Source organism: Lysinibacillus sp. FW12 (assembly GCF_050817245.1).
Classification (GTDB): Bacteria; Bacillota; Bacilli; order Bacillales_A; family Planococcaceae; genus Lysinibacillus; species Lysinibacillus irui.
The window spans coordinates 1,119,239-1,137,772 of record NZ_CP139094.1 but is presented as its reverse complement, the minus strand read 5'-3'; the positions used below and the strand labels follow the sequence as shown (position 1 = coordinate 1,137,772).

Annotated in this window: 15 protein-coding genes and 1 pseudogene; 5 read left to right on the top strand and 11 right to left on the bottom strand. The window is 37.5% G+C overall.

What is annotated here, in order from left to right; all coding sequences use genetic code 11:
• Window positions 1-8: 8 nt before the first annotated feature.
• The 5 genes and pseudogenes from SJW71_RS05775 to pruA form a co-directional block, all read right to left on the bottom strand.
• Window positions 9-68: pseudogene (locus SJW71_RS05775) on the bottom strand (hypothetical protein); the annotation flags it as partial.
• 41 nt (window positions 69-109) lie between these two features.
• Window positions 110-2,005 (bottom strand): hypothetical protein, encoded by a 1,896-nt coding sequence (locus tag SJW71_RS05770; protein ID WP_431811853.1) that lies wholly within the window; start codon window positions 2,003-2,005, stop codon window positions 110-112.
• A 422-nt stretch (window positions 2,006-2,427) separates the two neighbouring features.
• On the bottom strand, window positions 2,428-3,672 hold the full coding sequence (locus SJW71_RS05765; RefSeq protein WP_036119847.1) for a Glu/Leu/Phe/Val family dehydrogenase: 1,245 nt from the start codon (window positions 3,670-3,672) through the stop codon (window positions 2,428-2,430).
• Between the two features lie 83 nt (window positions 3,673-3,755).
• Window positions 3,756-4,949, bottom strand: coding sequence for an ornithine--oxo-acid transaminase (locus tag SJW71_RS05760; protein ID WP_274794208.1), 1,194 nt, complete (start codon window positions 4,947-4,949; stop codon window positions 3,756-3,758).
• A 241-nt stretch (window positions 4,950-5,190) separates the two neighbouring features.
• Window positions 5,191-6,735 carry an L-glutamate gamma-semialdehyde dehydrogenase gene (gene pruA / locus SJW71_RS05755; protein WP_431811852.1) on the bottom strand — a complete coding sequence of 515 codons (1,545 nt, stop codon included), beginning with the start codon at window positions 6,733-6,735 and terminating at the stop codon, window positions 5,191-5,193.
• A gap of 145 nt (window positions 6,736-6,880) precedes the next feature.
• Here pruA and SJW71_RS05750 point away from each other — a divergent pair, with 145 nt between their 5' ends.
• Window positions 6,881-8,188 carry a sigma 54-interacting transcriptional regulator gene (locus SJW71_RS05750; protein ID WP_312505803.1) on the top strand — a complete coding sequence of 436 codons (1,308 nt, stop codon included), beginning with the start codon at window positions 6,881-6,883 and terminating at the stop codon, window positions 8,186-8,188.
• A gap of 43 nt (window positions 8,189-8,231) precedes the next feature.
• On the opposite strand, the gene yugI is transcribed toward SJW71_RS05750, so the two are convergent.
• The 3 genes from yugI to SJW71_RS05735 form a co-directional block, all read right to left on the bottom strand.
• Window positions 8,232-8,609, bottom strand: coding sequence for a S1 domain-containing post-transcriptional regulator GSP13 (gene yugI, locus SJW71_RS05745; protein WP_004228409.1), 378 nt, complete (start codon window positions 8,607-8,609; stop codon window positions 8,232-8,234).
• An 84-nt stretch (window positions 8,610-8,693) separates the two neighbouring features.
• The gene (locus SJW71_RS05740; protein ID WP_431811851.1) at window positions 8,694-10,328 is read right to left on the bottom strand and encodes a hypothetical protein; all 1,635 of its coding nucleotides are present in this window, start codon (window positions 10,326-10,328) and stop codon (window positions 8,694-8,696) included.
• Window positions 10,321-10,869 (bottom strand): RNA polymerase sigma factor, encoded by a 549-nt coding sequence (locus tag SJW71_RS05735; RefSeq protein ID WP_431812193.1) that lies wholly within the window; start codon window positions 10,867-10,869, stop codon window positions 10,321-10,323. The genes SJW71_RS05740 and SJW71_RS05735 overlap by 8 nt, the downstream gene beginning before the upstream one ends.
• Before the next feature lie 209 nt (window positions 10,870-11,078).
• Here SJW71_RS05735 and SJW71_RS05730 point away from each other — a divergent pair, with 209 nt between their 5' ends.
• Window positions 11,079-12,419, top strand: coding sequence for a sodium-dependent transporter (locus SJW71_RS05730; RefSeq protein WP_341386724.1), 1,341 nt, complete (start codon window positions 11,079-11,081; stop codon window positions 12,417-12,419).
• 77 nt (window positions 12,420-12,496) lie between these two features.
• Here the strand turns inward: SJW71_RS05730 and SJW71_RS05725 are convergent, their stop codons facing one another.
• Entirely contained in the window at window positions 12,497-12,757 is a 261-nt protein-coding gene (locus SJW71_RS05725) for a DUF1871 family protein (protein ID WP_004228396.1), read from the bottom strand.
• Window positions 12,758-12,829: 72 nt separating this feature from the next.
• Here SJW71_RS05725 and SJW71_RS05720 point away from each other — a divergent pair, with 72 nt between their 5' ends.
• Both SJW71_RS05720 and SJW71_RS05715 read left to right on the top strand, forming a co-directional pair.
• Window positions 12,830-14,002: a MalY/PatB family protein gene (locus SJW71_RS05720; RefSeq protein ID WP_407135209.1), complete on the top strand. Its 1,173-nt coding sequence runs from the start codon at window positions 12,830-12,832 to the stop codon at window positions 14,000-14,002.
• 114 nt (window positions 14,003-14,116) lie between these two features.
• A complete protein-coding gene (locus SJW71_RS05715) occupies window positions 14,117-15,547 on the top strand; it encodes a hypothetical protein (protein ID WP_429978593.1) in 1,431 nt (476 codons plus the stop codon).
• A gap of 40 nt (window positions 15,548-15,587) precedes the next feature.
• Here the strand turns inward: SJW71_RS05715 and SJW71_RS05710 are convergent, their stop codons facing one another.
• Both SJW71_RS05710 and SJW71_RS05705 read right to left on the bottom strand, forming a co-directional pair.
• On the bottom strand, window positions 15,588-15,800 hold the full coding sequence (locus SJW71_RS05710; protein WP_274794215.1) for a hypothetical protein: 213 nt from the start codon (window positions 15,798-15,800) through the stop codon (window positions 15,588-15,590).
• Window positions 15,801-15,822: 22 nt separating this feature from the next.
• Window positions 15,823-16,410 carry a peptidylprolyl isomerase gene (locus tag SJW71_RS05705; protein WP_274794217.1) on the bottom strand — a complete coding sequence of 196 codons (588 nt, stop codon included), beginning with the start codon at window positions 16,408-16,410 and terminating at the stop codon, window positions 15,823-15,825.
• Between the two features lie 237 nt (window positions 16,411-16,647).
• Between SJW71_RS05705 and SJW71_RS05700 the strand changes: the two genes are divergently transcribed.
• On the top strand, window positions 16,648-18,498 hold the full coding sequence (locus tag SJW71_RS05700; protein WP_341386725.1) for a transglycosylase domain-containing protein: 1,851 nt from the start codon (window positions 16,648-16,650) through the stop codon (window positions 18,496-18,498).
• The last annotated feature ends 36 nt before the right edge of the window (window positions 18,499-18,534 follow it).

Sequence of the window (18,534 nt, the reverse complement as noted above, 5' to 3'; positions counted from 1 at the left end):
TGGGTAGCATCTGGATCATCTAATACATTTTGAGCTGCTGTTAATTTACTTTGATAATTTGCCCAAGTCTCTGGTGTGTAATCTGTTTCTAATAAACCTGTTGCTTCATCTACTTTAGATTGAAGAGCTCTTTATTAACACCAGTTACTTTTTGTAGCGCTTCTTGAGCTATAGTTAAATCAGCTAATGCTTGATTCACTTCTTCTTGCGTTGCATTTGGATCATTTAATACATTTTGAGCTGCTGTTAATTGCTCTTGATAAGCTGCCCATGTTTCGGCTGTATAGTCTGAAGCTGTTAAACCTTCTGCTTCATTTATTTTCGCTTGAAGTAGCTCTTTATTAACGATTTGTACTTCAAAGTTACTTACGGACACACCACTTGTCCCTTTTAAGCTACCTTGAGTAGTATTATAGTCAATTTTTACTTCATTGCCTGTTACAACTGTATCAGCTGGTAATGTGATAATGAGTTTTTTCGCATCAGCTGGATCAACTGTAAAAATTGCATTTGTAATTGTATTACCACTAACTGTAATCGTAAAGCCTTCTCCAATAGTCAATTTAATATCTTTGTCAAACGTTAGGGTAATTTGATTGCCCCCTGCTTGTGCATGCTCGAGTGATGCACTTTCAATTGTTGGCACAGGTGCTGCGATCGTAAAGTATGCACCATTCGTAAATTTACTACTATCTAACGTTACTTTTCCATCTGTAAGCTGGTGGAATGAATCGCTAGTGTCAAATTGGTCGTCTGCACTAATAACTAAATAAAGCGGCCAATCTGTTGCACCTACTACTTTTTCTACTTGCAGCGTAATATCTGTATCTGACCAATTTGTTTTTTCTATTTTGTAGATACGTTTAGTATGTTGTAACTGCTCAGCTTCTTTAGATAATGGAGTAGCAAATGTTGCGTCTTGTCCGTTATCACTAAACATGAAAAATGATTTGTCGTTTGTGATTGTGTTAAGGTTTTCTGCATTCGTTGCTTGGATCTCATTTCCCAAAGAAATTGTAATATTCGCACCATTCACTTGAGATTTTGATTGTTTTTGATATAAAGCACCGTTATCATCGCGTCCAATACCTGTAATGTGGTTGCCATAATCTGTATTGTTAATAGCTTTCCACATTGTAGAACCATCGCTAGCAATATAATCAATTAAACTACCATCATCTTTCAATGTAATCCCATATTTTAATGCAAGGTAGCTATTTACCTTTTTACGCTCATTATCCTCAAGTTTACGGTTATAAACTATCGTTTCATTAATTATTCCATTAAATCGAGAATTATGACCTGCTCCAAAATAATAAGAATTACTACTTGTTATTGGGGAGGTGAAATTAGTTTCATTAGTGGTGGAATCATTAGATAATATTTTACCATTTAGTGAAAGTCCCCAGTCATTGGTTGCACTCCAAATATTCATTAGTGAACCGTTCTTTAAATCATGTTTGCCAATACTTACATCACGATGTTTTTTACTACCAAAATAGGTTCGAATCTGTTGACCATTATTCAGTCCATACTGAGATGATGCAGTATAACTTCCTCCCCATTCCCAAGGAAATCCAGAATAATTATCACTTTTTTGAACTGAAAAAATATCTCGTGCTGAGCTTTTAGTATCGAAATCTGCCCCTGATCGGCTATAATAGCCTTTTCCGGATGATATGTGGATACCTCCATTAAAATTTAATGCATTTGCTACTTTATCATTTTGAACAGTTCCTACAACTGACCAATTGCCTTCTGTGGCTAAATCTGTTAAAGAAGGGATTTGAATTTCGCCTTCCTTTATTCCTGCACTTTTTTCTACATCCACCCATGAAATTAAACCACTATTGACACCACCTGGACTACCCATAGTTACCACCGGGTCACCAGAATCTTCTGCTTGTGCTTTTTCCTGTATTCCTAAAAACGATACACTACTTGTAATTAAAGACAACGAGAGCACCGCAGAAAGGGAACGTAGCCAGCGTTTTTTCCTTGTCATTTCTTCATACCTCCGTCCTTCAAATATCCCTATAATTCTCCTTTTCTCCTTTCTATTCTTGTATTTTCAACACATTCTAATGTACTATATTATGTCTGAACAAAATCTGAACAAAAGGCTCATTATACTGGTTTTATCTAATCGTAATAGTTCATCTGTTCAGATTTTGTTTAGGCTGCATCTGTATAGTTAGGGTTACTTTAAGGAAAAGGGATTTTGCTATGGTTATGCTTATAATTGTCGTTTTTTGTTGTATCCTGTTGATCGGGGGAATCATTACGTTTAAATATCTTCAGGTACGGAGAGTTCGGCAGGAGAAAAAAATGATGTTAGAGCAGCGACTTGAACATCTTATTTATACGAATAAACATGAAAAAAACGAGCCATCCGATTAAGGAATGACTCGTTTTTCGATCTATTGCTTACACCCATCCACGGAAGCGAGAAGCTTCTGCAGTACGGCGAACACCTACCATGTAAGCTGCTAAGCGCATGTTGATGTTACGTGTTGTAGCTGTTGTATATACATTATCAAATGCTTCAACCATTTTTTTGTATAGACGTTCTTCCACTTCTTCTTCTGTCCAGTAATAACCTTGGTTATTTTGAACCCATTCAAAGTAAGAAACTGTCACACCACCAGCAGAGGCTAATACGTCTGGTACAAGTAAAATGCCACGCTCTGTTAAGATTTTAGTTGCTTCTGCAGTTGTTGGACCATTTGCTGCTTCTACTACGATATTGGCTTTAATATTGTGAGCATTGTCAGCAGTAATTTGGTTTTCAATTGCAGCTGGCACTAAAATATCACAATCAAGCTCTAATAATTCTTTGTTTGAAATTGTGTTTTCAAATAAAGTTGTTACTGTTCCGAAGCTATCACGACGATCTAATAAATAGTCGATATCTAAACCTTCAGGATCATGAAGTGCACCATAAGCATCTGAAATACCGATTACTTTTGCACCTAAATCATGCATGAATTTCGCAAGGAAGCTTCCTGCGTTACCAAATCCTTGAATAACAACGCGAGCACCTTTAATATCAATACCACGTTTTTTCGCTGCTTCTTCGATTACGATTGTAACACCTTGTGCAGTCGCACGGTCACGACCTTGAGAACCACCAAGTACTAGTGGCTTACCTGTGATAAAGCCTGGAGAGTTGAATTCATCCATGCGGCTATATTCATCCATCATCCATGCCATAATTTGTGCGTTTGTAAATACGTCTGGCGCAGGAATATCTTTTGTTGGTCCTACGATTTGACTTACTGCACGTACGTAGCCACGGCTTAAACGTTCGATTTCGCCCATAGACATTTGACGAGGGTCACAAATGACACCGCCTTTACCACCACCGTATGGTAGGTCGACAATACCACATTTCAATGTCATCCACATTGAAAGCGCTTTAACTTCCTCTTCAGATACTTGTGGGTGGAAACGAACCCCACCTTTTGTTGGTCCTACTGCATCATTATGTTGTGCACGGTAACCAGTAAACACTTTTGTTGTACCATCATCCATTTTCACTGGGATACGTACTTGGAGCATGCGAAGCGGTTCTTTTAGTAATTCATACATTGCTTCATCATAGCCAAGTTTATTTAGAGCATCTTGAATGACATCTTGTGTTGATGTGAAAAGATTTAAGTTTTCAGACATTATTAAATCGCCTCTTTGTTTTTTTTAATGATAGTTATCGGCATCATTGTAACATACTTCCGAATTAAAATGTGAACATTTTGTTAAAGTTTAAATACTTTTTCAATTTGTTCGATTGACCAATCTAAATCCTCTTGAGAAATCACTAGTGGTGGTGCAAAACGGATAACTGTATCATGTGTTTCTTTACATAATAAACCTAGTTCTTTTAGTTTTTCACAGTATGGACGAGCAGCCTCTGTTAATTCCATACCGATAAATAAACCACGACCGCGTACTTCTTTAATGACTGGGTTGTTAATTTCTCTTAATTTACCTTTGAAATATTCGCCAAGCTCATGAGAACGCTCTGCTAATTTTTCATCAAGTAAAACTTTAATAGATGCAATAGAAACTGCACATGCTAAAGGATTACCACCAAAAGTTGAACCGTGTGAGCCTGGGTTGAAGACACCTAAGATGCTACGGTTTGCAGCCACACAAGAAATTGGGAATACACCGCCACCTAGTGCTTTACCTAGGATGTACATATCTGGCTCTACTTCTTCCCAATCACAAGCAAACATTTTACCAGTACGTGCTAAACCAGCTTGAATTTCGTCTGCGATGAATAATACATTGTTTTCACGGCAAAGTTCACGAGCTGCTTTTAAGAAACCTTCTGGAGGAATAACGATACCAGCTTCACCTTGAATTGGTTCAATTAAAAATGCAGCAGTATTTGGTGTAATAGCCGCTTTTAATGCTTCAAGATTACCGTAATCTACTAGTTTAACGTTTGGTAACATTGGACCGAAGCCACGACGGTATTCTTCATCAGAAGATAAAGATACAGCTAGCATAGTACGACCATGGAAGTTACCATTACATGCGATAATTTCAGCTTTACCATCTTCTACGCCTTTTACATCATATGCCCAACGACGAGCTGCTTTAAACGCAGTCTCTACAGCTTCAGCACCTGTATTCATTGGTAATACCATTTCTTTATTTGTTAATTTACCTACTAGCTCATACCATTCACCTAGGTTTTCACTGTAAAATGCACGAGAAGTTAACGTTACTTTATCTGCTTGCTCTTTTAAAGCAGCGATAATTTTTGGGTGACGATGACCTTGGTTTACAGCTGAATAAGCAGATAACATATCTAAGTATTTGTTGCCCTCTGGATCTTTAACCCAAGCACCCTCAGCCTCTGAAATTACGATTGGCAGTGGATGATAGTTTGCTGCACCAAAATTTTGCGTTTGTTCAATAACTTGTTGACTTTTTGTCATATCCTGTTCTCTCCTAACTAAATCATAATAAAAACTCTATGGAAGAAAGGGACTATGTATCTCTATAAGTAGAATGATTAACCAATAATTCAAACGGTAAATTTGTTCACTTCTCCAAAGTAAACTACCATGTCATGTTACGGTTTTAGCCAGGGGTAGCATTACCTGGAGAAGTGTCCCAAATTCATTTGAAATGCCTCAATTTCTACTTATTTGAACCGCCCTAACGTCAATTTGAAAATTAAAGCATTTCTGAAGTTGTTTTAGCTTGCATATGCAGTTGTAGGTAGTCTGGACCACCAGCTTTTGAGTCTGTACCTGACATGTTAAAGCCACCAAATGGTTGGTAACCTACGATTGCACCTGTACAGCCACGGTTGAAGTAAAGATTTCCTACATGGAATTCTTCACGTGCTTTTTCTAAATTCATACGGTTCTTCGTGATAACTGCACCTGTTAAGCCGTATTCTGTGTCATTTGCGATGTCAATTGCTTGGTCAAAGTCTTTTGCTTTTGCAATCGCAACAACTGGTCCGAAGATTTCTTCTTTCATAATACGAGCTGAAGGATCAACGTCAGCGAATACTGTTGGTTGTACGAAGTAACCTACTGAATCGTCAGCTGTACCACCAGCTACTAGACGGCCTTCGCCTTTACCGATTTCAATGTACTCAGTAATTTTGTTGAAAGCGGCTTGGTCGATAACTGTTGCCATGAAGTTGCTGAAGTCTGTTGGGTCTCCAACTGTTAAAGCGTTTGTTAATTCAACCACGCGCTCTACTACTTGGTCATACACATCTTCTACGATGACTGCACGAGAACATGCTGAACATTTTTGACCTGAGAAACCAAATGCTGATTTCACGATCGATTGTGCAGCTAGCTCTAAATCCGCTTCTTTATCGACAACGATTGTATCTTTACCGCCCATTTCAGCGATAACACGTTTAATCCAAATTTGACCTTCATTTAACACAGAAGCACGTTGGTTAATACGTAAACCAACATCACGTGAACCTGTGAAGCTGATGAAGCGCGTTTTTGGATGATCGACTAAGTAGTCACCTACTTCAGCACCAGAACCTGGTACGAAGTTAACAGCTCCTGCTGGAAGACCAGCTTCTTCTAATACTTCGATAAATTTATATGCTATAACTGGAGTTGTTGACGCTGGTTTTAATAACACTGTGTTCCCTGTTACTAATGCAGCTACTGTTGTACCAGCCATGATTGCAAATGGGAAGTTCCAAGGAGAAATCACGATACCGATACCTAATGGAATGTAGTCATAACGGTTGTATTCACCTGGACGGCTTTCTACTGGGTGGCCATCTTTAATGCGTAGCATTTGGCGACCATAGTATTCCATGAAGTCGATAGCTTCTGCTGTATCTGCATCAGCCTCTGCCCAAGGCTTACCAGCTTCTTTTGTTAATAATGCAGAGAATTCATGTTTGCGACGACGGATAATCGCTGCTGCTTTGAAAAGAACGTCTGCACGAATAGCTGGATCAACTTTTTTCCAAGTCTTAAATGTTTCATCTGCTGCTTGCATCGCTTTTTCAGCTAAATCTTTGCTCGCTTTTGAAACGCGACCAATTACTGCTGTTTTCTTTGCAGGATTGTACGAAACGATTTTATCTTCAGTTGTAATGCGTTCGCCACCGATAATTAGTGGATAGTCTTGACCTAAGTAACCTTCAACTTTATTTAAAGCCTCTACATAAGCATTGTAGTTTGCCTCTTGTGAAAAATCTGTGAATGGTTCGTGTTTGTATGGAATCATACTTAATCCTCCCTTGTGAGATCTATTTGGGTATGCAAAAAACATTGACGCAAAATATCTTTGCGTATAAAATATTCTTACACTTATTATAATGCAAAATTTCGTTGCATATTTCAAGTAAAAAATTTTTGAGGTGCACTTTTTTATGAAAAATTCTGAACCTTTACTACCTTTTTATGAGTTTATTGCAACAAATGTATCCGTTGGTATTCATGCAGTAGACCTATCTGGTAAAACAATTATTTACAACACAAAAATGAAAGAAATTGAAGGGTTTCATTTTGATGAACTTGCAGATCGTTCGATTATTGAAATGTTTTCCTTCCGTCAACACGAAAGTACATTAATGCGTGTTTTACAAACAGGAAAAAAAGAAATCAATGTAAAACAATCCTATTGGAATAAAAATGGCCATGAAATTACAACAATCAATGATACTTTTCCACTTTTTGTTGAAGGTAAGCTGATTGGAGCAATCGAATTTGCTCGTGATATTACTTCTTTGGAAAAGCTTGTTTATCAACCCCTTCGTCGTTACGATGAACCCCTAACATTTGATATGATTAAAGCTGACTCTGAAGCAATGAAGCAGGTGATCGAGAACGCTAAAAAAGCTGCTGCCGTAAAATTACCTGTCTTATTAATTGGCGAATCGGGCACTGGGAAAGATTTAGTTGCTGAAGGTATTCACCATGCTGCTTCTCCGGATCCTGACGCCTTCGTAACACTCGTTAGTCGCCGCTCAGCTCAATCGGTTCTTGATAAATTACAACAGCTTTTAGAAGAAGATAAAGAGTATACCTTTTTCTTTGAACGCATAGATTTTCTGAGCTTAGACATTCAAGAGCAGCTGTTAGATATACTACAATCGCTTCCCCAGTCCAAATATATGCTGATTGGAAGTGTAGGTAGTGACCCTATTACATTGATTGCCGAGAAAAAGCTGTCAAAGTCTCTTTATTATTTCTTTGCAACAATGGCTATTACCATTCCTAATTTAACGGATCGAAAAGAAGATATTCTTCCATTTGTCGAAGATTATTTTAGTCGACATCGAGAACGATTTGCCTCACAAGTCACTGAACTTGCACCAGATGTACAAGAATTATTTTTACAATATGATTGGCCAGGTAATTTAAAGGAACTTGAGCTACTACTCGATGAAATTGTGTCCTTTATGACAACGGAGTCCACTGTTACTTCAGATTTATTGCCTTTACATTTCCGCTTCAAAGTACAACAGCAAGACACAAACAATCGAGAGCCCGAGTTCTTTATGTTTCATCAAAATCATAATGTCATGCCGCTTGATGCTTATTTGCGTGAAGCCGAATCATATTATGTGCAAAATGTCTTAAATTTATATGAGGGCAATATTACAAAGGCAGCAAATGCGCTTGGAATGAGCCGACAAAACCTACAATATCGAATTCGCAAACTAAAAAAACAATAGTAAAAAAACGAGGATACCTTCATTCGAAAGTATCCTCGTTTTCTTATTGACCGGATTGTTCAATCCAGTCCTGTAATTTATCTTTTAAGGAATTAAAACCATTTGCATCCGATTCATCTACACGGTCCTGCAATGATTTGCGTGGTGGTGCATCTTTTTTTCTTACTGTTGCTGGGCGATCCTGTAGCGCTCTCATCGATAAACTTATCTTTTCGGCCTCTTCATCGATTTCAAGTATCTTAACCTCTACTTCTTGCCCAACAGCTAAAAATTCACTAACGTCCTTCACAAAGCCGTATGTTATTTCCGAAATATGCACAAGGCCTTGCGTATTGTCATCTAATGCAACAAATGCACCGTATGGTTGAATACCTGTAACTTTTCCGGTCAACACGTCTCCTAATTCATATTTTTTTACCATAACCTTTGCCCACTTTCTATTTGTTTGCTACGTATATATCGCTTAAATTATAACATACGAGTAAAAACGGGGCAAAAAATCTCCTTACTCGGAAATGGCTGTAATGATGCAACGTTTTTCACCTTTTCCTGTAGTCACTGTACCTAACTGGAAGGTTACATGCTGACCAATTAGTTGAACTGATTCTGGCTTAACACCAGCTTTAATGGTTGTATGAGAGGCATCTGTTGCATAAAGAATTGTAAAATGTTCCATCCCATCAAATGGAGACACTTTACTTAAATCGACATCTTGAGATAGTAACTGCTTAGCTGTTTCTTGATCACCTTTACCTTGTGCATATAAGAATAGGCTTACAACGTTTATTGGGTTCAATGATTCTAGAATGCTATCATCTTTACTTGTTATATAGGCATTGTAAAGGGATTCAGTTTGATAAATCCATCGAAAATCAATGCGCAAACTTGTTGCACCATCTTCTGATTGTCTGTAGACATCATTACTTAAATGAGAAAGCTCTATCCCGATATCCTGTTTTGTTAGCTGATCTAATGTTTTGGATTTCCCACTTCCCTTAAATTCTTCAACGATGAATTGTGCGGTCAAGCGCATCGATTCTCCATACTTCCCATTTGCCGTATCCTTTAATAGCTTTATATGTTTGGGTGAGTATCTCATTTTGTCATCAATACCTTTTAATAATACAAGCCAGGCATTTTCGAACTCTTTGTTTAAATTTCGCAATAGGTTATCGAGTCCTGATGTTGATAGGTCATTTACTAATGTTCTTTCGTATAACTTTAAAATACGAGCAGATTCTTCTGCAGAAAATCGTAAATCCTCACCATTGAATAAAGAGCCCATAGCTAAATATTTAAAATAACCTAATACATCAGGATGAAGACGGTCAATAGATACTGGTGCATCCTTCATAAAAATGGGATTTGTTCTAAAACTATAGTTTTGTCCATCATAAGACAACTCAAAATATTGTTTTTTGGCCGTTGCAATTAACTGATTTAGCTCTTTAGGATAATCGTTCTTTTTTTGTGACAACATTGTATTATAGTGGGAAAGCTCATTTGTATAATATTGTAAAACGCCTTTCGTTGGGTAGTAATATTTGCTAAAGAAATATCTAGACTCGCCAAATGACATCGGTTTTTTGTTCTTCTCAATTCGCTCAATCATTTCTCGAGGTGTTTGCAAACTATCTAGTATTTCTTGCTCTAACTGCGTTAAATATTTTGAATCATAAGCCATTCTATTTAACACTATTTTTTTATTTTTAGCTTTATCATTGTATATATAGTCCGCCGTTTCAACAAACGAAAGTTTCTTAAAGTCATCCTCAGGTATATTCAACTCAATGCGTGTTTTTTCACGTTTCTCTTGATACTTCTTTTGTAAACTAGAGAACCACTCTTCATAGCTACTTTCAATCTTTTCTTCATCTGACTGAACGAATGCTGAAGGATACATATAAGACGAAATTAAAATACCTACCAAGAGCACACTGGCAATGCTAGCGATCCATACAGCCGTTTTTTGCCACTTTGCAGAAGGCTTTTGAGCCATATTGACGCTTTCTAAAGATTCTCTTGCGTAATCCTCGGCATCAATTTGCTGAAGAACTCGTTGTGGATCTAACTGTGATTCCATTCGCTCATAGGATTTATTCAGTAGTGCCATACGTTGCTCAAATTGCTTATCATCCATTTTCAACACTCCCCTCCTGCATTAACGCTGCCTTTAGCTTTTCTTTCGCACGTAATAATCGCACTTTGACCGTAGATAATGAAATATTTAAGACTTCAGCGATTTCTTCGTATTTTAATTCGTGGAAATAATACAAAACGAGAGGATAACGGTATTTTTCATCAAGAGCTTGAATAGCACTGTGTAGATGCCTGTCCTCTTCGAACAAAAGTACATTATCTTCTGCTGATGTATAGGCATTTTGTTGCTGAGCATGGAGTTTGTTCTCTTTTGCCTGCTGTCGTTGTTCCTTCCGATAATAATCACGTGTTGCATTTAAAGTGATTTTATAAAGCCACGTTGTAAATCGATCCTGTTTAAATTGATGTAAAAACCGATACAGTTTCACAAATACTTCCTGTGAAACATCAGCTAAATCGTTTGTATGTACACCACATTGAAAGGCAAACTTTTCAACGGTTCGTTGATGAATGCGGATAAGTTCAATATAAGCATCTTTATCCCCTTTCTGTGCCCTCACTATTAACTCAGCTTCCGTCAACATGATCCCTCCTTTTGTTAATGGAACGAAACTTCTCATCCAATTGTTACAAACTTTTACTCAAAAAGGAGTACCTTCCTAATAAGTTACCAGTCTAGTTCCTATCCACTGGGAATGAACAAATAGCCATCATCAATATTCTGATAATAGCTTGTGTTATGCGAATATTGAGGTAAAATAAAACTTTAGTATAAGGAGGATTTATTTTCGTGTCATCGAGAGATCAATTTACAACTAAAATTGGGTTTATATTAGCTGCTGCAGGAAGTGCAATTGGGCTAGGGGCCATTTGGAAATTTCCTTATATGGCAGGTACAAATGGCGGCAGTGTCTTTATTTTATTATTTATTTTATGTACATTCTTTATTGGCTTACCAGTGCTCATAGCAGAGTTTATGATTGGTCGACGAGGACAAAAAGATGCTGTTACATCATTTAAGGAACAAGCACCAGGAAAGCCTTGGTATTTAATTGGCTGGGGCGGTATGGTGATTGCGGGCCTTATTTTATCATTTTATAGTGTTGTTGGTGGATGGATTTTAAGCTACTTAGCACGCGCCATTTCGTTTAAGCTGACGAATGCTAGTTCAGACATCAACTACGCTGATTTATTTGGCACTATTATTTCCAGCCCAATTGAAGCAGTGCTTGTACAAGGACTATTTATGTTGCTAACAGTGGTCATTGTGTCAGCAGGTATTAAGGGTGGAATCGAAAAAGCAAGCACATGGATGATGCCTCTACTCTTCATTTTCTTTATTGTGTTAGTGATACGCTCCTTAACTTTAGATGGAGCAATGGAAGGCGTTAAATTTATGTTTGTACCTGATTGGTCTTACTTTAACGCTGAAACGTTTTTAATGGCATTAGGACAAGCATTCTTCTCACTAAGTGTAGGTATTGCTGTAATGATTACTTATGCCTCCTACTTGTCTAAAACCGAGAAGATTGGTAACTCTGCGATTAATGTTGCATCCATGAACATTATCATCTCTTTACTAGCGGGTCTTGTTATTTTCCCTGCAGTATTTGCGCTTGGCTATACGCCCGATCAAGGGCCGGGTCTCGTATTTATTATTTTGCCAGCTGTCTTCGAGCAGTTACCTCTTGGTGGTCTTTTCTTAACAATCTTCTTTATCCTATTACTTTTTGCTACAGTCACTTCTTCCATTTCCATGTTAGAAATAGTAGTGGCCATTGCGATTGGAGACAAACCTGAAAAGCGTAAAAAGATTGCTTGGATTGGCGGCATTATCATTTTCATCTTCGGTATTCCAAGTGCGCTATCATTTGGTATATTATCCGATATAAAAATTTTAGACCGCTCTATTTTTGACTTTGTTGATTTTATGACAAACAGCATAGGCATGCCTATTGGAGCCTTTTTAATTTCTATCTTTGCAGGTTATTATTATACAAAGGATATTTCGCGTAAGGAATTGGCTGCATCTAGCTTCATGTTTACTATTTGGTTCATGTTAATTCGTTACGTTTCCCCTATTGCTATATTCATTATTTTCATTCAGGGAATCCTACCTTTATTTAAATAAGAAGTGGCCTCAAATATGCAATAAAAAAGAGGTTGTCCCATGACAACCCCTTTTTTATAAGAAAAATGCAAAATATTTTAGATAATACATTTTGCTTCAAATTTAATCGCAATCAGTTTATAAGAAATGGCTACACAATCTTCAAACGGTATCCATTGTTCAAACGAATGCTCATATGTTTCTTGAATTACTTTTGCAAGAGTTGAAGGATCATCAATTCCTTGCAATGCCGCTACAACATCTGCTGTTTCCGTATCATAATGGTCTGGACCTAAGTGGAATGGATCCCACTCCTCTAGCAGATGGACAGCTGCTTGATTCATTTTTATATTTTCCAAAATACTCACCTATTATCCTTTGATCATACTCGTATGATACCATAGTAAATAAAAAAGAAAAGAGTGATTTGCTTGTCTATTTTTGATCAAACTATTAAACGTCGTTGTACAAATTCCGTAAAATGGGACGCAATGGAAAAAGTTTATGGCTTACATGATGCGTCTGATATCTTGCCAATGTGGGTAGCTGATATGGATTTTGCAGCTCCAGCAGCTGTTTCAAAGGCATTACAGCAACATGCAGAACAAACTGTTTTTGGTTATAGTTTTATTGGCGAAGATGCAATCCAGTCAATTGTAGACTGGCAAAATACTCGTCATGACTGGCATATTGACAAAGAGTCTATCGTATTCTGCAATGGTGTCGTCGCTGCTTTAGCCAATAGCATTGTAGCTTTCACTAACCCTGGCGACAAAGTACTCATCTCCTCACCGGTTTATCCACCATTCTTTAACATACCAAAAAGTAATGGTCGTGAAGTTATAAGCTGTCCATTAGTTGAAAAAGATGGTACCTATGTTTATGATTTTGAAGCGTTTGAACAAGCATTAGCGCAAAATGTGAAAGCCTACATATTATGTAATCCTCACAATCCAGGGGGTTATGTATGGGATGAAGCAACTTTAAAAGAAATTGTACGACTTTGCGCTAAATACGATGTCATCATTATTTCTGATGAAATTCATGCTGATTTAATGATCAATGGGGAAAAACATATACCTTTAGCAAAAATTGCAGGCGATGAAATTAATCGTGTTGTCACGTGTATGGCTCCCACTAAAACATTTAACTTAGCAGGAATTCAAGTTTCTTATATGATCGTGACAGATAAGAAAAAACGTTTACAACTAGAGGCAATTAATATGGCTAGTGGGCAAGGCTCACTGAATACGTTTGCCTCTGTAGCACTTCATGCCGCTTATACTGAGGGCTCAGCTTGGTTAGATGAACTACTCACATATATTTCTGCCAATATGGACTATGTAAAAGCCGAGTTAGAGCAGATTCCAGGCATTCGCGTGACAAAACCACAATCCACTTATTTAATTTGGATTGATTACAGAGAGCTAGCTCTTGAAGAAAAAGATCTTATGAATCGCTTATTAGAAGTAGGTAAGCTTGCTTTAGAACCAGGGACAAAATACGGTGAAGAAGGCCGAGGCTTCCTCCGTATGAATGTAGCTTGTTCATTTGAAACCGTACAAGATGGTGTAAAACGATTTAAAAAAGCTTTTGAACAATAATAAAGAAATAAAAGAATGGGATATCTCCACTTTGGTAGATATCCTTTTTATGTTTAAAATGATTATTTTGTGGAAAAGTATCTTATCAATTGGATGTAAAGAGAGGTGTTTTTCATGAGCTTGGCTCCATTAACGATTAAACGTGCATATATGACGTTCCTTTTTCCTTTTGCCTATTCCAGCAATAATCGTGAAAAGATTGGTGATGTACTATTACAAGAAGGCTTTTCCTTTTTCACGTTGAATAACACCACTCTTGAAGAAGCATTTTATGGTGATATAACGATTATCCATGAGGAGCTTGCTCAATTTTTCTATCCCTTTTTAGAGGATAAATTATTTCCAAACGAAATGGACAGTCCTGATTTTATCCGTTTTTCAAAAGCATTCTATATACAAGGTTCCTTACAACATCAAGAAAGTCGCAGCCATTATGACTACGAGGTGATGAGTATCGATGTGACACTATGTCCCTTTGGGAATGGTATTGTCACTGTACGGACAAGCATGACAGATACCCCAAATGATCTTAGTGATATTTTGAATTTTATTCACTATTTTAGAGTGTTAGAGGCTAAGTTGCGTGAGGAAAAGGGAGCCAGTCATCTTTTTTCATTTGGCCATTGTTCATCCACAAGTGAACTATTATTTAAGCATTTCATCCCCTATTTACGGCCTTTTCTACTGCACCAACAAGATCATAGCTACGAAGGCTTACCTTTTTTTGAGGATGAGCGCATGTTAGCATCTGCTTATTTAATAGCTGAGGAAGAAGCAGAAATTTTACCTGAGCATTTATTTCGATTAGGGCAAGTGGATGGTAGGACACCAGATGGCAAGCCTTTTATATCTAGCACGAATCCTCAATATATCTCTAATTATGTGCAAGAACACGCTCATACACGATGGGCACCTAACAGTTATATTATCACCTCATCACAGGCACAAATAACGATTACAAATAAGCCTTTTGATAAATGTACTCATAGTATTCAGGAATTTATGGGTACCCATTATTACAATCTGTTCATTCATTATTTTTATAAAATGATGCTCTTAAAGCTGTCCTATGAATATAGTGAAATAAAGTGGGGCAAAGATAAACAGGTTGTCAACGAATTAATCGAGCTCATCACAAAGTTTTCTGCTCGTTATTATTTTGAAGAAGTCATTGTTCGAACAGAAGGCAGAGAAATATCTCAAATGCTGCGAACGTATTTCCGTATAAACGAGCACTATGTGGAAACGAAAGAAACATTGAACAGCTTATACCGAACACAAGAAGATCAATCAGATAATCGCAGTAATAATTTACTGTTTATCTTAACTGTATTTACTGTTGTGTCGGGTATTTACGGTATGAACTTAGTCATTGAAGGTTGGAAGGATAGCAGTGATTTTGAGAGTATATGGAGCTATACACTGTTTGAATGGGTAGCCTTTATTACCGCATTAAGTGGGATTGGCTTATCCCTAATCCTTGTTTTTGTCACTGCCTTTAAAACGCTACAAAACATGGTTCGTCGGGCTAAAAGAAAAATGTAAATAAAAGAATCTGTCTCCAGTGGAGGCAGATTCTTTTTAATTAAATATTCTGTTGGTTGTTTGTACTTTTCTTCTCTGCTAAGATACGCGCTTCAATTTCCTTTGATTTCATTTCTTGCTTCTTTGAAATTTTTCGGAAAAGCGTAAACACGATGATACATAAAATAAGCATGATTAAAAATTCAAATGCCGCTGGAATATATCCTGATTTATCTTCAGGGAAATATAAAAATTGGTACATTAAATTTTGCATACTCTACACGTCCTTATAAGAATTATTCAAAGACTGTAATTGACTCAATTTTCACATCTTCTAATGGCTTATCACGGAAATCCTTTTCTACATCTGCAATTTTATCTACAATGTCCATACCTTCTACAACATGGCCGAATACTGTGTGTTTATGGTCTAACCAAGGTGTACCACCGTTTTGAGCGTAAGCTTCAATAATCTCTTCTGGGAAGCCTGCTCCTTGTAATTGACGAAGCATATCACTTGGAAGGTGCTTCATTTGTACAATAAAGAACTGAGAACCATTTGTGTTTGGACCTGCATTCGCCATTGATAGCGCACCACGAAGGTTAAATAATTGATCAGAGAACTCATCCTCGAAAGAATTACCCCAAATAGATTCTCCACCCATACCAGTACCAGTTGGGTCACCGCCTTGAATCATGAAATCTTGAATAACACGGTGGAAAATGATGCCGTTATAATAGCCTGATTTAGCATGCCCTAAAAAGTTCTCAACAGTTTTTGGTGCATGTTCCGGGAACAATTTAATTTTGATAGCACCTAATGTTGTGTTCATTTCTACAAGCACTTCGCCTGCTTGTACGTCTGTTGTTAATTGTGGAAACATGGAAGTCTCTCCTTTAGTGATAAATTTCAGTTTCAATGAAAAAGATGACATTTCATCCTTTCTGACCTCATTTTAGTCTAACATACTTCCTATTGGTTTTCTTCATCAAAGTATTGACGATTTTTGCACTTTTAACATTCATTCTCAAAATGCTGGAAATAGGTCCGACCGAGTATTTGGAATCAATCCAAAATATGTTATTCTGATGAAGGATTTATAGAAAGAGTGGAGGCACACATGAAAAAGGCTTTTGGTTTTTTTATTATACTTCTTTCCCTACCGGCTCTATGGTGGATTAGTACCAACATCCGAACAGAAATCAATACAGCACAAGCACATGAACAGCAGATTTCACAGGCTATTCATTTGCCTGAAGTACAAACACAGCTACCTGTCACACTGAAAGATCAAGACGGGCAAACATTTAGTGAGGAATATGTCGAATGGCGGCAGCCACTAACCTTACAAGAAATTCCACAAATTGCCCAGGAAATATTCATCACAAGTGAAGACGCTGATTTTTATGAGCATATCGGCTTTGATTTAAGTGCAATCATAAGAGCAGTTGTTGCGAATTCGAATAGCAACACCACTTCCCAGGGAGGTAGTACGATTACACAGCAACTCGTTCGAATGCGTTATTTATCTGATGAAAAAACATACGAACGGAAATTAACAGAGCTTTTCTATGCTTATGAATTAGAAAAAGAGTTTGATAAAGAAACGATTTTAACAATGTACCTGAATGAGTCTTATTTTAGCAATCAAGTGTATGGCATTGGTGGAGCAGCTACTTATTATTTTCAAAAGCCACTCCAAGAATTATCCATTGCTGAAATAGCCTTTATTGCAGCTATTCCAAATAACCCCTCACTTTATAACCCGTTAAAAAATTTCGATCAAACTAAAGCGAGGCAGGAACGATTATTAGATACACTTGCAATAAATGGGGCTATTACAAAAGAAGATGCAGCTACCTATAAGGCTGCACCGATTACATTGAATATTAAAGATAAAATTCAAAGTTATCCAATGTACAGTACCTATGTACTCCAAGAGTTAAAATGGTTAGTTGCAGAAAAGGAAGGTTACGCCGATCGACTGAGTAATACCGATAATGAGGAAGAAAAGAAAGCAATTAAGGCACAACTAGACAAACGACTGGATACCTTATTTCAAAATGGACTAATTATTAACACGGCTCTTGATCCAACTAAGCAGCTACACGATGAAGAAAAAATATCAGCCATTCTAGGAACAGGTGAATTGCAAGCAGCAGGTGCTGTCATAAATAATCAATCGAGAGAAATTGTTAGCCTGTATGCAGGAAAAAACTATGAAAAGTTTGATTATCATCGTGCATTCCAAGGAACCCGTCAGCCAGGCTCAGCCTTTAAGCCACTAGCCGTCTATGCTCCTTTTTTTGAAACGACAGCACATACACCCGATTCAATTGTGAATGGAGGTCGTTACTGTGTTGGCTCGTTTTGTCCGCAAAACTATGGGGGCTATACCTATGGAGATGTGTCTATTCGAACAGCCTTTCGACACAGCTATAATACATCTGCATTGCGTCTCTTTCAAACAGTTGGCGTGGAAACGGCCTTCCATTACTTAGACCGTTTTCACTTCCGCTCCATTGTAGAAAAGGATCATAATTTTGCCGCTTCTTTAGGGGGGCTTACCTATGGTGTGACAACACTAGAGCTGGCAGACGCATATACAAGCTTTATTGACGGATCTTATGCTCTAGCCCATAGCATACGGAAAGTCACTGCTTTAGATGGTACAGAACTTTATAGTTGGGATACACAGCGCGATCAAATCTGGTCTCCTAAAACCGTAAAATACATGCGGGAACTGCTTGCAGATGTTGTAGCAAACGGAACGGGACAGGGTGTCTATAGTAACAGCAGCTACGTTGGTGCAAAAACTGGAACAACGAATGACTATCGTGACTACTGGCTTGCTGGACTTAATGATGAATATACTGCAGCTGTATGGCTAGGGTATGATAAGCCTCAAACGATGCAAAAGTTAGAGGAATACAAAATCCATCATCAATTATTTAATGTTTTACTTGAGTAGAACTAAAAGGTAGCAGTCTTGAAGCGACTGCTACCC